Annotated in this window: 11 protein-coding genes and 1 pseudogene; 10 read left to right on the top strand and 2 right to left on the bottom strand. The window is 74.3% G+C overall.

Translation table 11 applies throughout. From position 1 onward, the window contains the following. Window positions 1–135: 135 nt before the first annotated feature. From OG715_RS37135 to OG715_RS37095, 9 genes and pseudogenes are all read left to right on the top strand, one after another. Window positions 136–1746 (top strand): annotated as a pseudogene (locus OG715_RS37135) (AMP-binding protein); the annotation flags it as partial. 51 nt (window positions 1747–1797) lie between these two features. Beyond that, on the top strand, window positions 1798–2199 hold the full coding sequence (locus tag OG715_RS37130; protein WP_266274567.1) for an acyl-CoA thioesterase: 402 nt from the start codon (window positions 1798–1800) through the stop codon (window positions 2197–2199). A 20-nt stretch (window positions 2200–2219) separates the two neighbouring features. Then, window positions 2220–4694: an oxidoreductase gene (locus OG715_RS37125; protein ID WP_266272868.1), complete on the top strand. Its 2475-nt coding sequence runs from the start codon at window positions 2220–2222 to the stop codon at window positions 4692–4694. Continuing rightward, complete coding sequence (locus OG715_RS37120) at window positions 4691–5695, top strand: carbon-nitrogen hydrolase family protein (protein WP_266272869.1); 1005 nt, start codon at window positions 4691–4693, stop codon at window positions 5693–5695. The genes OG715_RS37125 and OG715_RS37120 overlap by 4 nt, the downstream gene beginning before the upstream one ends. Further along, window positions 5692–6807 (top strand): cupin domain-containing protein, encoded by a 1116-nt coding sequence (locus OG715_RS37115; RefSeq protein ID WP_266272871.1) that lies wholly within the window; start codon window positions 5692–5694, stop codon window positions 6805–6807. Before OG715_RS37120 ends, OG715_RS37115 begins: the two co-directional genes overlap by 4 nt. 16 nt (window positions 6808–6823) lie before the next feature. Further along, window positions 6824–7729, top strand: coding sequence for a fumarylacetoacetate hydrolase family protein (locus OG715_RS37110; RefSeq protein ID WP_266272873.1), 906 nt, complete (start codon window positions 6824–6826; stop codon window positions 7727–7729). Window positions 7730–7763: 34 nt separating this feature from the next. After that, entirely contained in the window at window positions 7764–8525 is a 762-nt protein-coding gene (locus OG715_RS37105; protein WP_323182205.1) for a maleate cis-trans isomerase family protein, read from the top strand. Window positions 8526–8640: 115 nt separating this feature from the next. Further along, the gene (locus OG715_RS37100; protein WP_266272875.1) at window positions 8641–9507 is read left to right on the top strand and encodes a PaaX family transcriptional regulator; all 867 of its coding nucleotides are present in this window, start codon (window positions 8641–8643) and stop codon (window positions 9505–9507) included. Then, window positions 9504–11147, top strand: a complete 1644-nt coding sequence (locus tag OG715_RS37095) for an amidohydrolase (protein ID WP_266272876.1) — start codon at window positions 9504–9506, stop codon at window positions 11145–11147. The genes OG715_RS37100 and OG715_RS37095 overlap by 4 nt, the downstream gene beginning before the upstream one ends. A 7-nt stretch (window positions 11148–11154) precedes the next feature. Here the strand turns inward: OG715_RS37095 and OG715_RS37090 are convergent, their stop codons facing one another. Further along, complete coding sequence (locus OG715_RS37090) at window positions 11155–11757, bottom strand: hypothetical protein (protein WP_407661061.1); 603 nt, start codon at window positions 11755–11757, stop codon at window positions 11155–11157. An 80-nt stretch (window positions 11758–11837) separates the two neighbouring features. Beyond that, window positions 11838–13259, bottom strand: a complete 1422-nt coding sequence (locus OG715_RS37085; RefSeq protein WP_266272877.1) for a short-chain fatty acyl-CoA regulator family protein — start codon at window positions 13257–13259, stop codon at window positions 11838–11840. Window positions 13260–13686: 427 nt separating this feature from the next. Here OG715_RS37085 and aceA point away from each other — a divergent pair, with 427 nt between their 5' ends. Beyond that, a complete protein-coding gene (gene aceA / locus OG715_RS37080; RefSeq protein WP_266272878.1) occupies window positions 13687–14982 on the top strand; it encodes an isocitrate lyase in 1296 nt (431 codons plus the stop codon). Window positions 14983–15090: the final 108 nt, after the last annotated feature.

Here is a 15090-nt window from a genome sequence, read left to right as displayed (position 1 = left end):
GCAGCCCGACGGCGGGCGGGGACCGGGCGGGGACCGGGCGGGGACTGGGCCGAATGTATGTATCGCTCTCTTGACTGGCGTCACCGAAGCGCGATACTTGCCTCACTCCCGCTCGCCCGATGAGGTGGCCCACCCATGGAGCTCTCGCCCTCCGCGCACGTGGACACGTTCTGTCGCGACAACCTGCCACCCTTCGAGGAGTGGCCCGAATTCCTCTTCGACCTACCGGAGTTGTCCTATCCGGACCGATTGAACTGCGCACACGAGCTGCTCGACGCGACGATCGAGCGGTTCGGCCCGGACCGGCGCTGCCTGGTCACGCCGGACGGCGAGTGGTCGTACGGCGAACTGCGCGGGCACGCCGACGCGGTCGCCCGGCTGCTGACCGGGCCGCTGGGCCTGGTACCCGGCAACAGGGTCCTCCTGCGGGGGCCCAACGCGCCCTGGCTGGTGGCCTGTTGGCTCGGAGTGCTGAAAGCCGGCGGGGTGGTGGTGACCACCATGCCGCTGCTGCGGGCGGCCGAGCTGACCGCCCTGCACGAGGTCGCCGCGCCCGTACTCGCCCTCTGCGACCACCGCTTCCTCGCCGAGCTGGAGCAGGCCACGACCCCCGGGCTGACCGTGGTGCCGTACGGCGGCCCCGGGCCCGAGGACCTCACCGCGCGCTGCGCCGCGACGGCCGACCCGTTCACCGCCGTCCCGACCGCCGCCGACGACGTCGCGCTGATCGCCTTCACCTCCGGCACCACCGGACGGCCCAAGGCCACCCTGCACTTCCACCGCGACGTGCTCGCCAACGCCGACACCTTCTCGCGCCACCTGCTGCGCCCCACCGCCGACGACCTGTTCGCCGGCACCCCGCCGCTCGCCTTCACCTTCGGGCTCGGCGGCCTGGTGGTCTTCCCGCTGCGCGCCGGCGCGGCCACCCTGCTGCTGGAGCAGGCCACGCCCGAGCAACTGGCCGAGCACGTCCACCGGCACGGGGTCGACGTACTGTTCACCGCGCCGACGGCCTACCGGGCGATCCTCGCCGCCGGGCTGGCCGACCGGCTCGCCGGGGTGCGGCGGTGCGTCTCGGCCGGCGAGCACCTGCCGGCCGCCGTCTGGGAGGCGTTCCGCGAGGCCACCGGGCAGCGGCTGATCGACGGCATCGGGGCCACCGAGTTGCTGCACGTGTTCATCTCCGCCGCCGACGACGACATCCGCCCCGGCTCGACCGGCCGTCCCGTCCCCGGCTACCGGGCGGCGATACTGGACGAGCAGGGCCGGCCGGTACCGGACGGACAGCCCGGGCGGCTCGCCATCAAGGGCCCCACCGGCTGCCGCTACCTGCGCGACGACCGCCAGCACGAGTACGTGCGCGGCGGCTGGAACCTCACCGGGGACACCTATGTGCGCGACCCCGACGGGTACTTCTGGTACCGGGCGCGCAATGACGACATGATCGTCTCCTCCGGCTACAACATCGCCGGGCCCGAGGTGGAGCAGGTGCTCGCCGACCACCCCGACGTCGCCGACTGCGCCGTGGTCGGCGCGCCGGACGAGCGGCGCGGCACCGTGGTCAAGGCCTATGTGGTGCTGCGCGCCGGCGTCGCCGCCGGTCCTGACACCGTCCGGGCGCTCCAGGAGCACGTCAAACAGGCCATCGCGCCCTACAAGTACCCGCGCGCGGTCGAGTTCGTCGACGCGCTGCCGCGCACCGCGACCGGCAAGCTGGCCCGGGCCGAGCTGCGCCGCCGGGCCGCGCCGGATCCGGCGCCCGCAACGGCGGCGGCAGCCGGTCCGCAACCCGCCAGCGTGACCGTCGAGCGGCGGGTCGAGTGGTCGGACACCGACGCCGCCGGGCACTACCACTTCTCGGCCGTCCAGCGCTGGGCCGAGGCCGCCGAGGCGACCCTGCTGCGCCGGCTGGGCCTGGACGGGCTGTTCGGCCGGATCCCCCGGGTGCACTTCGAGGCCGACTACCGCGAACGGCTGTGGTTCGGCGACCTGGTCCGGGTCGAACTGCGGGTCGAGCGGATCGGCGGCTCCTCGCTGCACTACGCCTTCGAGGTGCACGGCCCGAACGGCCCGGCCGCCGGCGGGCGGATGTCGGTGGTGCACGCCGCGCCGCAGGCCAAGGGCACCGAGCCCTGGCCGGAACCGGTGCGCCGGGCGCTGTCCGGCGCCGGACGGCAGGAACCGGAGGCGATCCGGTGACCGGGAGCGGGAGTGGGCCCGTGACCGGGAGAAGTGGAAGTGCTCCCGCGGCCGGAACGGCCCGCCGGGTCGCGGTGATCGGCGGCGGTCCGGGCGGGCTCTACTTCGCCGCGCTGGCCCGGCAGCTGGCACCGGAGCGGGAGATCACCGTCTTCGAACGGGACGGCCGCGAGGACGAGTTCGGCTTCGGAGTGGTGTTCTCCGACGAGACACTGGACGGCATCGCCCAGGCCGACCCGGCCGTGTTCGCCGCACTGGGCGCCGAGTTCGCGCGCTGGAGCGACATCGACGTCCGGTACGCCGGGCAGGTGCGCACCAGCGGCGGCCACGGCTTCGCGGCGCTGGACCGCAACCGGCTGCGCGCGATCCTGCAACGGCGCTGCGACGAGCTGGCGGTGGACGTCCGCTACCGCACGCCCGCGCCGCCGGTCGGGCAACTCGCCGAGGAGTACGACCTGGTGGTCGCCGCCGACGGCATCCACTCGGCGACCCGCGCCGCGTACGCCGACATCTTCCGGCCGGAGCTGGACGAGCGGCACGCCCGCTACATGTGGCTCGCCACCGACAAGGTCTTCGACGCCTTCACCTTCCTCGTCGAGCGCTTCGACTTCGGGGTGCTCCAGGTGCACGCCTACCCGTACAGCGCGGAACGGTCGACGTTCATCGTCGAGATCGCCGAGGACGCCTGGCGCCGGGGCGGCTTCGAGGCCCTGGCCGACCGGGAGTTCGCGCGCGGCGAGAGCGACGGGGAGAGCGTGCGGCGCTGCGCGGAACTGCTGGCCCCGCACCTGGAGGGGTACCGGCTGATCCCGAACGCCTCCCGCTGGATCCGCTTCACCACGGTGCGCAACGCCACCTGGCGGCACCGGAACGTGGTGCTGCTCGGCGACGCCGCGCACTCGGCGCACTTCTCGATCGGCTCGGGCACCAAGCTCGCCCTGGAGGACGCCCTCGCCCTGGCCGCGAGCCTGGACGAACAGCCCACGGTGGAGCAGGCGTTGGCGGCGTACGAGGCGGAGCGGCGGCCGGTGGTGGAGTCCACCCAGCGGGCGGCGCAGGCCAGTCTGGAGTGGTTCGAGACGATCGACCGGCGGACCGGGCAGGACGCCGACCGGTTCGCGTTCAATCTGCTCACCCGCAGCCGCCGGGTCACCTACGGGAACCTCCGGGCCCGCGACCCCGGGTTCGTCGCGGCGGTGGAGGCGGCGTTCGCGGGCGGCGCCGATCCGGCCGGGGCGGCGGCGGTGCCGCCCATGTTCCGGCCGCTGAAGCTGGCCGCGCTGGAGCTGCGCAACCGGGTGGTGGTGCCGCCGCTGGCCACCTTCACCTCCCCCGAGGCGCTGCCCAGTGCCTTCGACCGGGCCCAGCTGACCGCCCACGCGCTCGGCGGCGCCGGGCTGGTGATCGCCGGGATGACGGCGGTCACGCCGGAGGGCCGGGCCACCGACCACTGCCCCGGCCTGTGGAACGACCGGCAGGAGGCGGCCTGGCGCGAACTCGTCGCCGACATCAGGGCGGTGAGCGACACCCCGCTCGGGATCCAGCTCACGCACGCCGGGCGGCGGGCCGCCACCTCGGTGCCGGGACCGGACGGGATCGGCCGGTCCCTGGGCGCGGACGGCTGGCCGCTGCTGGCCGCCTCGCCGCTGCCCTGGGACGCCGACAGCCCTCGGCCGCACGAGGCCAACCAGATCGAACTGGCCGCTGTGGTCGCGGACTTCGCGGCCGCCACCGAACGCGCGGCCCGGATCGGCTTCGAGGTGCTGGAGCTCCAGTTCGGCCACGGCCACCTGCTCTCCGGCTTCCTGTCGCCGCTCACCAACCGGCGCACCGACCGCTACGGCGGCCCGCTCGCCCAGCGCTTGCGGCTGCCGCTGGAGGTGCTGGCGGCGGTCCGCGAGGTCTGGCCGGCCGGACGGCCGCTGCTGGTGCGGATCTCGGCGAGCGACTGGGCGCCGGGCGGTACCGGTGAGGCGTCGGCCGTCGCCATCTGCCGGGCCCTCGGGGACGGCGGGGCGGACGCGGTGGACGTCTCCACCGGCGAGGTGGTGGCGCACCAGCGGCCGCCGTACGGGCGCGGCTACCAGACGCCGTTCGCCGAGCTGGTGCGCGCGGCCACCGGTCTGCCCACCGTTGCGGTCGGCGCGATCTCCGGGCACGACGACGCCAACTCGGTGCTGCTGGCCGGGCGGGCCGACCTGGTCGCGGTCGGCCGGGCCCAGTTGCACGACCCGCTGTGGACCCTGCATGCCGCCGCCGAGCAGGGGTACACCGGTCCTGGCGCCCGCTGGCCCGGGCCGTGGGCGGCGGGCAGCCGGCGCCCGCCCGGGCCGGGCTCCGACCGGGTGGCGCCGAGGCTGCGGCTGGTGCGCGAACCCGAGCCGCCGGTGCACCGCCGCTGGCGGCCGGGCGGCGCCGAAGGCACCCATGACACCTCCCGCACCGCCCGCACCGCCCGCGCCGTCGGCACCGCCCGCACCGAGGAGGAACGATGACCGAGCCGATCGCCGCCGCGCTGCGGCGACCGCGCTTCACCGCGGCCGCCGTACAGGCCTCGCCCGTCTTCCTGGACCCCGCCGCCACCGTGGCCAAGGCGGTCGCCCTGATCCACGAGGCCGCCGAGCACGGGGCCACCCTCGTGGTCTTCCCCGAGGTGTTCGTCCCCGGCTACCCGTACTGGAACTGGACCATGAACCCGGTCCAGGGCTCACCCTGGTACGAGCGTCTCTACCGCGCCTCGGTGGACGTGCCCGGCCCGTACGTCGACGCGCTGCGCGCCGCCGCCCGCCGGGCCGGCGTGGTATTGGTGATCGGCATCAACGAGCGCGGCCGGCACAGCCTCGGGGTGCTCTACAACACGGTGCTGGTCATCGACGCCGACGGCGAACTGCTGAGCGTGCACCGCAAACTGGTCCCCACCTGGGCCGAGAAACTGACCTGGACCCCGGGCGACGGCAGCACGCTGCGGGTCCACGACACCGCCGTCGGCCCGCTCGGCGCACTGGCCTGCGGCGAGAACACCAACCCGCTGGCCCGGTTCACCCTCCTCGCCCAGGGCGAACTCGTCCACGCGGCCTGCTACATCGCGCTGCCGGTCGCCCCAGAGGACTACGACATGGCGGAGGCGATCGCCCTGCGCGCCGCCGCACACTGCTTCGAGGGCAAGGTCTTCACCGTCGTCTCCTGCTCCACGATCTCGCCGGAGATCGTCGACGCCATCGCCGGCGAGGACCAGCAGCTCCGCAAGCAACTCTCCCGCCCGCGCAGCGCGTTGTCCGGGATCTTCGGGCCCGACGGCCGCGCGGTGACCGAGCCGCTGGTCGACGAGGAGGGGATCGTGTACGCCGAGATCGACCTCGGCGACTGCGTCCGGCCCAAGCAGATGCACGACATCGTCGGCCACTACAACCGCTTCGACGTCTTCCGGCTGCACGTCGACAACCGCCCGCTGCAGCCGCTGACCTTTCCCGAACCGCCCCCGAAGGAGGAGGAATGACCGACTACGACGACGACCGGATCGGCCGCGCCCGGGTCGCCGACAGTGCCGAACTCGCCGCCTACTACGAAGAGCTGGCCAAGGTCGACGCGGGCGCGCTGTGGACCGTGGCGAACGAGATCGAGCCCTGGTACCCGCAGCCGAAGTCGGTGCCGGTGCTCTGGCGCTACGCCGACCTGCGCCCGCTGGTCCGCAAGGCGCTGCCCCTGGTCAGGGCCGACGACGCCGGCCGCCGGGTGGTCATGCTGGTCAACCCGGGCCGCCGCGAACTCAGCGCCGCCGTCGGCCTGCTGTACACCGGCCTGCAGATCATGGGCCCCGGCGAGGCGATGACCGCGCACCGCCACCAGGCCTCCGCGCTGCGCTTCGTGCACGAGGGCACCGGCGCCTGGACGATCGTCGACGGCCAGAAGCTCAAGGTCGGCCCGCGGGACTTCGCGATCACGCCCAACGGCGCCTGGCACGAGCACGGGAACGAGTCCGAGGACGCCCCGGTGATCTGGCAGGACGGCCTGGACATCCCGCTGGTCAACATGCTCGACGCCAACTTCTACGAGGTGCACCCCGAGCTGTACCAGCGGCCCGGACCGGTGGCCAACTCCTCGCTGCTCAGCTACAGCGGCAACCTGCTGCCGTACGGCGTCGAGAAGTGGACCCGGCCGTACTCGCCGCTGCTCGGCTGGCCCTGGGAGCCCAGCTACCACGCGCTCACCCGGCTCGCCCGCGCCACCGAGGGCTCGCCCTGGGACGGGGTGATCATGGAGTACACCAACCCGGTCACCGGCGGCTCGGTGATGCCCACCATGGGCGCCCACCTCCAGCTGCTGCGCCCCGGCCAGGCCACCCGGGCCCACCGGCACACCGGTTCGGTAATCTACACCGCCGCCAAGGGGCGGGGCGTCTCGGTGGTCGCCGGGCACCGCTTCACCTGGCAGCAGGGCGACATCTTCGTGGTGCCGTCCTGGGCCTGGCACGAGCACGCGAACCTCGACCCCGGCGAGGACGCCTGCCTGTTCTCCTTCAACGACTTCCCGGTGATGCACTCGCTCGGCCTGTACCGCGAGGAGCCCTACCCGGAGCACGACGGGCACCAGCCCACCACCACCCCGTGACCAGGAGCGCGCACCCATGCGGCTGTTGACCTACTGCACCCCCGGCGACGACACCCCCCGCCCCGGCGCCCTGCTCGCCGGGGACCGGGTCGCCGACCTGTCCGCCCTCGCCGCCGTTTCCGGCGTCCGGCTGCCGTCCGACCTGCTGGGCCTGGTCGCGGCCGGCGAACCGACCCTCGCCTCCGTCCGCGAACTGCTCACCGACGCACCGGGCGAGGGGCCCCTGGTACGCCGGCTCGCCGAGGTGGTGCTGCGCGCGCCGCTGCGGCCCGGCAAGATCGTCGGCGTCGGGCTCAACTACGTCGAGCACGTCGCCGAGTCGCACCGCACCCTCGACACCGAACGCGAACTGCCCGACCGGCCGGTGCTGTTCAGCAAGCCCTCGACCGCCGTCACCGGCCCCGGCCAGCCGATCCTGCACAACGCCGAGCTCACCGAGCAGCTCGACTGGGAGTGCGAACTCGCCGTCGTCATCGGCACTCCCGCCCACCGGGTCACCGAGGCCGACGCCCTGCGGCACGTCTTCGGCTACAGCATCGTCAACGACATCAGCGCCCGCGACCAGCGCCGCTCCGGCCAGTGGTTCTTCTCCAAGGGCCAGGACAGCTACGCGCCGTTCGGCCCGGTCGTGGTGACCGCCGACGAGATCCCCGACCCGCAGCGGCTCGACCTGTCCCTGCGGGTCAACGGCGAACTGCGGCAGGACTCCAACACCCGCCACATGCTGTTCGGCATCGCCCGGCTGATCGCCGACATCTCCTCCGGCGTCACCCTGGAACCCGGCGACGTCATCGCCACCGGCTCGCCGTCCGGCGTCGGCGCCGGGATGGTGCCCCCGCAGTTCCTCCGGCCCGGCGACCTGGTCGAGGCCACCATCGAGGGCATCGGCACCCTCGCCAACCCCGTGGTCGACGCCCGCTGACCGGCCGCCCACCCCCGCAGAGGAGCCCGCCCCGATGACCACCAGCTACCGGATAGGCCAGATCGTCCCGAGCTCCAACGTCACCATGGAGACCGAGGTCCCCGCCCTGCTGCGGGCCCGCGAACGGGTCGCGCCCGAGCGCTTCACCTTCCACTCCAGCCGGATGCGGATGACCCGGGTCACCCCCGAGCAACTGCGCGCCATGGACGCCGAGTCCGACCGGTGCGCCGCCGAACTCTCGGACGCCCGGGTCGATGTGCTCGGCTACGCCTGCCTGGTCGCCGTGATGGCCACCGGTCCCGGCTACCACCGGGAGGCCGAGCAGCGGCTGCACCGGCGCACGGTGGAGAACGGCGCGGCCGCGCCCGTGGTCACCAGCGCCGGCGCGCTGGTGACCGGGCTGCACACGCTCGGCGCCCGCAAGGTCGCCGTCGTCACCCCCTATCTGCGCCCGCTGGCCCGCACGGTGGTCGACTACCTCGGCCACGAGGGCATCGAGGTGGTGGACTTCGCGGCCCTGGAGATCGCCGACAACCTCGATGTCGCCGCCCACGACCCGGCGAAGCTGCCGGACATCGCGGCCGGCCTCGCACACAGCCGGGCCGACGCGGTGGTGCTGTCCGCCTGCGTGCAGATGCCCTCGCTGTCGGCGATCGAGGAGGCCGAGCAGCGGCTCGACAAACCGGTCGTCTCGGCGGCCGTCTGCACCGCCCACCAGTTGCTGCGCGCCCTCGGCCTGCCGGCCTTCGCCCCCGGCGCCGGCCACCTGCTCTCCGGCGCGTTCGCGGAGTCCTGAGCCCGACCCGGGCCCGAACCGGCGCCGGGCCCGGACCGCCTCGGCCGGAGCCGGGAACCCGCCCCTGCCGGGTGCCACCGCTATGATCACCACGAGCCGTCGGGAGGAGATCCGGATGACCGAGAGCACGCCCCGGCCGAGCTCGCTGATCCACACCGTCTACGGCGAGTTCGTCCGCCGTCTCGGCGGCTGGATATCCATCGCCGACCTGATCGCCCTGATGGCCGAGCTGGACGTCGACGCACCCGCCGTCCGCTCGGCCATCTCCCGTCTCAAGAAGGCCGGGACCCTGCTCCAGGAACGCGGTGACGGGTCCGGCACCGGCTACCGCCTCTCCCCCGCGATGGGCCCGGTGTTCGAGGAGGGGGACCGCCGGATCTTCCGCAGCCTGGAACCCGCCGAACTCTCCGACGGCTGGGTGGTGGCCGTCTTCTCCGTCCCCGAGTCCGAACGCGCCCACCGCCACACCCTGCGCTCCCGGCTCAGCTGGCTCGGCTTCGGCAACGCCGCCCCCGGCGTCTGGCTGGCGCCCGCCCGGGTCCTGCCCGACGCCCGGCGCCTGCTCGAACGCCTCGGCCTGGACGCGTACGTCCACCTCTTCCTCTCCGCCGAGTACGCCGGATTCACCGATCTGCGCACCGCCGTCGCCGCCTGGTGGGACTTCCCCGCCATCGAGGGCCAGTACGCCGCGTTCACCGACACCTGGCGGCCCGTGCTCGCCGCCTGCGGGAGCGACCCCGACTCCGGCCCCGACCCGGCCGAGGCGTTCCGCGACTACGTCCCGATGCTCACCCAGTGGCGGCGGCTGCCCTACCTGGACCCCGGACTGCCCGCCCCGCTGCTGCCGCCCGACTGGAACGCCGTCGCGGCCCGGGCCGTCTTCACCGGACTCCACACGCTGCTCGCCGGACCGAGCCTGCGCCATGTCGAAGAGGTCACCGGGCTGGTGACCGCCGCCCACCACCGCCAGGAGCCGTGTTGACCCAGCAGCCCGACCGGCCCCAGCCCCACCGGCCCCCCGCCGACCTGCTGGTGCGCGCGGCCGCCGTGCACACCCTCGTCCCCGGCGAGCCGCCTCGGCGCGCCGTCGCCGTCACCGGCGACCGGATCACCGCCCTGTCCGCCGACCCGCACGGCCTGGACGGGCTGATCGGCCCCGCCACCGAGGTCGTCGACGCGCCCGGGGCGACCGTGCTGCCGGCCTTCGACGACACCCACACCCATCTGATCCTCGCCGGACACAGCGTGCACGGCGTGCCCGTCCACCGGGCCACCGACCTGGCCGGGTTCCTCGCCCTGGTCCGCGAACGCGCCGCCACCACCCCCGCCGGGGACTGGATCACCACCACCGTCAACTGGCAGGAGCTCAACCTCGCCGAGCAGCGGATGCCCACCGCCGCGGAGTTGGACACCGCCACCGACCGCCACCCGGTCCTGGTCCGCCGCGGCGCCTACAACATGGTGCTCAACTCGGCCGCGCTGCGGCTCGCCGGCATCACCGCCGCCACCCCCGAGCCGCCCGGCGGCGTCATCGAGCGCGACGCCGAGGGCCGCCCCACTGGTCGCCTGATCAACAAGGCGATCGAGCTCGCCGAACGTGTCCTGCCCCGGCCCGGCCTCGCCGAGCGGATCGACGGACTGCGCGCCGCCTCCGCCGCCTACGCCGCCACCGGGATCGGCACCGTCCGCGACTGCCTGGTCCCGGTCGAGGACCTCGACGTGCTGCGCGCCGCCCGTGCCGAGGGCGCCCTCGCCGTCCGGGTGCGGGCGCTGGTCTCCGGCTTCGCCGTCCGCACCCCCGAGGAGGTCGACGCCCTGCTCGACCGCGTCGACGCCTGGCGGGCCGCCGGTCACGAGGACGACCGGCTCTCGGTCTGGGGAGTCAAGTTCGGCATCGACGGCGGCTTCGAGGCGGGCGCCCTGGAGGAGCCGTACCAGGGGCAGCCCTGCTACCACGGTCGACTCCTGTGGGAGCCCAAGGAGCTGGCCGACGCCGTGGACCGGGTGGTCGGGCGCGGACTGCGGGTCGGCGTGCACGCCTGGGGCGACCGCGGCCTGCGCACCCTGCTCGACGTCTTCGAGGAGGTGCTCGCACGCCGCCCCGGACTGCCCGCCGGCACCCTGGTCGTGGAGCACGGCGGCCTCGCCCGCGCCGAGCAGCGGGCCAGGGCCGTCGCCCTGCGCATCCCGGTGACCGTGCAGCACCCGCTGCTGCACGACGGCGCCCCCACCCAGCAGCGGGCCTGGGGCGAGGAGCGCACCCGTGCGCTGTTCCCGCTGCGCGAATGGCTCGACGAGGGCGCGCTGCTGGCCGCCGGTTCGGACTTCCCGGTCGGCCCGTACGGCGCGATGCTGTCCGTCTGGGGCATGACCACCCGCCGCACCGTGGCCGGGGTGGTCGGGCCCGAGCACGCGATCGAGCGGTCCGAGGCGATCGCCCTGCACACCTCGGCGGCGGCCCGGCTGACCGGGGAGAGCGCCGACCGGGGCGCCCTGCGGCCCGGCGCGTTCGCCGATCTCACCCTGTGGCCGACCGACCCGCTGAGCTGCCCGGTCGAGGAGCTGCGGGAGCTGCTGCCCGACCGCACGGTGGTCGGCGGGCGCACGGTGCACCGGAGCTGAGGCTTCGTCAGTCCTGATCCGGACGAGTGGGGTTGTCGAGCGGCCGCACCTCCTGGAGCAGGCCCCAGGTGAAGTCCGCCGTGAGGGCCTGCCTCCGGCCGTCGGCGTCCGGGGCGGAGAAGTCCAGCCGGAAGCGGTTCGGCGCGCTGCCCTCGCGCGGTACGGCGGGCGGGAACGCCGCGCCCAGATCGGCCACCGTGCAGCTCCACGGCCGCAGGTCGGCGAGCGTACGGAGGACCGGCGGCGGGGTGTCCGCCGCCCGCACCAGCCAGGCGTTCAGCACCGGCGCGCCCGCCCCGGCGGGACCGGCCAGGACCTCGAACCGCAACCCGGGCCAGAGCGGCAGCGGCCACTGCCGGGCGGAGCAGGCGAGGTCCCCGATGCGGCGTTCCACCACCGCCTCCGGTGGCCCGAGCACGGCGGTGTACCGCCGTCCGCCGCCCGGGAAGCCCGGCGCCCTGAGCATTGCCTGCCAGCGCTTGTTGGCCTCCCGCATCCCCGCCCGGGTCTCCCCGAGCCTGCGGACCGCGTCCTCGACCAACTCCGGCCGGAAATCCGCCATCCGCCGCAGCAGGACCAACTGGAACTCCGTCACCCCGAACCCGTGCACCCCGGCAGGCTACCGGGCGGGCTCCCCCGGACCGGCCGGACACGACCGTCGGTCGGCCGGTGTCGTTGCCCGGCCACCGGTCAGCCGGTGTCGCCGCCGGTCGGGTACGGCGCGAAGGTGCTGCTGTGCTCGTCCACGGCGAGCGGGCGGCCGATCGGCGGGGCGGAGCGCTGCGGGCAGGCCGTCCGTTCACAGACCTTGCAGCCGAGGCCGATCGGTGTGGCCGCGGCCTCGTCGGTGAGATCGAGACCGGCCGAGTACACCAGCCGTGAGGCGTGCCGCAGTTCGCAGCCGAGACCGAGGGCGAAGGTCTTGCCGGGTCGCCCCCAGCCGCCGGGCGAACGGGTGACGGCGCGGGCGGTCCACAGGTAGCGGCGACCGTCCGGCATCGCGGCCACCTGGACGTGCACCCGGCCCGGGGCGGCGAAGGTCTCGTAGACGTTCCACAGCGGGCAGGTGCCGCCGGTGCGGGAGAAGTGGAAGTCGGTGGCGGACTGCCGTTTGGAAACGTTGCCCGCCCGGTCGACCCGGACGAAGGAGAACGGCACCCCGCGCAGTCCCGGCCGCTGCAGGGTGCTGAGCCGGTGGCACACCGTCTCGTGGCCGACCGAGAAGTGGTCGGCGAGGTGCTCCAGGTCGTAGCGGGACGTCTCCGCCTCGCCGTGGAACACCCGGTAGGGCAGCACCAGCGCGGCGGCGAAGTAGTTCGCCAGCCCGATCCGGGTGAGCGCGTGCGCCGGGGCGCCCTCCGGGCCGTCCTGCCCGGCGAGTTCGGTGAGCAGCGCGTCGTGTTCGAGGTAGCCGAGCTGGGTGGCGAGCCGGAAGGCCTGCTGGCCCGGCCGCAGCCGGGGCGAGAGATGGAGGGTGCGGCCGACCGGGTCGAAGTGGTGCAGCCGGTCGTCCTTCCCGCCCGTCCCGGTGCTGACCCGGACGGAGTGCGCCTCGGCCAGCCGGTCGGTCAGCGCGGTCCGCACCCGGCCCCGGCGGACCCCGATGCGCGCCGCCAACTCCTCTGCCGCACGGTCGAGTTCGTCGACGTAGTTGGCCCGCCGGTAGAAGTACTCGCGGACCTGCTCGTGCGGATTGCGGGCTTCGGTGAGGCCCGCGGCCGGGCCCCGGTCCTCGGCCAGGACGGCGAGTTGCTCGGCGGCGGTGCGGCGGCGGCGGTCCACGTCGAGCAGCAGGGCGGCCACGGCGGGCAGCCGTTGGGCCAGTTCGGCGAGGTCCCCGGCGGTGATCCGCCCGGCGGCGACCTCCTCGCCCAGGGAGTCGCGCAGTTCGGCGGTGAGCCGGGCGGTGTCGGGCGGGGCGAAGTAGCCGGCCTCCACGCCGAACGCCTCCGTGAGCCGCAGCAGCACCGGGACGGTCAGCGGGCGGGCGTCGTGCTCCAGCTGGTTGAGGTAGCTGGGCGAGAGGTCGAGCAGCCGGGCGAGCGCGGCCTGGCTGAGGCCGCGCTCCTCGCGCAGCCGGCGCAGCCGCGCCCCGGCGAAGGTCCTGCCCATGTGCCCCGGCCTCCCTGGTCGACGGGCGCCCACCCTAGCCGTTCGGGCCCGCCCCGGCCTTCGCAGCCTTCGCCGATTCGCCGTTCCGGCTTCGCAGAACTTGGCACCCGTCCAGCGGTGACGGCACCCCCGTCCGCCTGCCAGAGTCGAACCGCGGCCGGGATCCGAACCCGGACGGCGCCAACCACCGGCCGGACGTCGGGTGCTGGAGCCCGTCCCCGGCGGATCCACGTCCTGCGGTGTCGCACCGCCCGCCCGGCACCCCGGCCGCGCCCGCCCGTCCGGTGGCGGGCGTCACATCCTTCGCAGCGCATCCCTTCGCAGCGCATCCCTTCACAGCACGTCTTTGCAGCGCATCCCTTCGCAGCACGTCTTTCACAGCACATCCCTTCGCAGCACACGGCAACGAGCCCGGGAGCGGATCACCATGACCCAGTCGGTACGGCAGCAGCAGGAGCGGCACGCGGCGGAACTGGCCGCCCGGTGGGCGTCCGACCCTCGCTGGGCGGGCATCGAGCGCAGCTACACGGCGGCGGACGTCGTCCGCCTGGCCGGTTCGGTCCGCGAGGAGCACACCCTCGCCCGGCGCGGCGCCGAGCGCCTGTGGCAGCAGTTGCACGAGCAGGACTACGTCCACGCCCTCGGCGCGCTCACCGGCGGCCAGGCCGTCCAGATGGTGAAGGCCGGACTGCGGGCGATCTACCTGTCCGGCTGGCAGGTCGCCGCCGACGCCAACCAGGCCGGGCAGACCTACCCCGACCAGAGCCTCTACCCCGCCAACTCGGTCCCGCAGGTGGTCCGCCGGATCAACAACGCGCTGCTGCGCGCCGACCAGATCGACGCCGCCGAGGGCACCGACGGCGGGCCGGACTGGCTGGTGCCGATCGTCGCCGACGCGGAGGCCGGCTTCGGCGGCCCGCTGAACGCCTTCGAGCTGACCAAGGGCATGATCGCGGCCGGTGCGGCGGGCATCCACTACGAGGACCAGCTGGCCTCCGAGAAGAAGTGCGGCCACCTGGGCGGCAAGGTGCTCGTCCCGACCGCGCAGCACATCCGCACCCTCAACTCCGCCCGGCTCGCGGCCGACATCGCCGACGTGCCCACCCTGATCGTCGCCCGCACCGACGCGCTGGCGGCCAACCTGCTCACCACCGACGTGGACGAGCGCGACGCCCGCTTCTGCACCGGCGAGCGCACCGCCGAGGGCTTCTACCGGGTCGAGCCGGGCATGGCCCCGGTGATCTCCCGCGGCCTCGCCTTCGCCCCGTACGCGGACCTGATCTGGGTGGAGACCGGTACCCCGGACCTCACCCAGGCCCGGGAGTTCGCCGAGGCGATCAAGGCCGAGCACCCGGACAAGATGCTCGCCTACAACTGCTCGCCCTCCTTCAACTGGAAGGCCGCGCTGGACGACGACCAGATCGCCAAGTTCCAGCGGGAGTTGGGGGCGATGGGCTACCGGTTCCAGTTCATCACCCTGGCCGGCTTCCACGCGCTCAACCACTCGATGTTCCAGCTGGCGCGCGGCTACGCCGAGCACGGCATGACCGCCTACGTCGACCTCCAGGAGGCCGAGTTCGCGGCCGTGCCGGACGGCTACACCGCCGTCAAGCACCAGCGCGAGGTCGGCACCGGCTACTTCGACCAGGTCAGCACCGCGCTCAACCCCCACGCGGAGACGCTCGCCCTGACCGGCTCCACCGAGGCCGAGCAGTTCCACTGAGACCGGGCACTCCCCCGGTCCGTCCCACTGAGCCACACCGGCGGCCCCGTCGGGGACGAGCCGCCTCCACCCCACCGCCCGGGGCCCCCGTTGAGGGACGGGGCCCCG

It is taken from the genome of Kitasatospora purpeofusca, assembly GCF_036010405.1.
GTDB classification, from domain to species: domain Bacteria; phylum Actinomycetota; class Actinomycetes; order Streptomycetales; family Streptomycetaceae; genus Kitasatospora; species Kitasatospora purpeofusca.
This window is presented reverse-complemented; position numbering and strand designations above follow the sequence as displayed.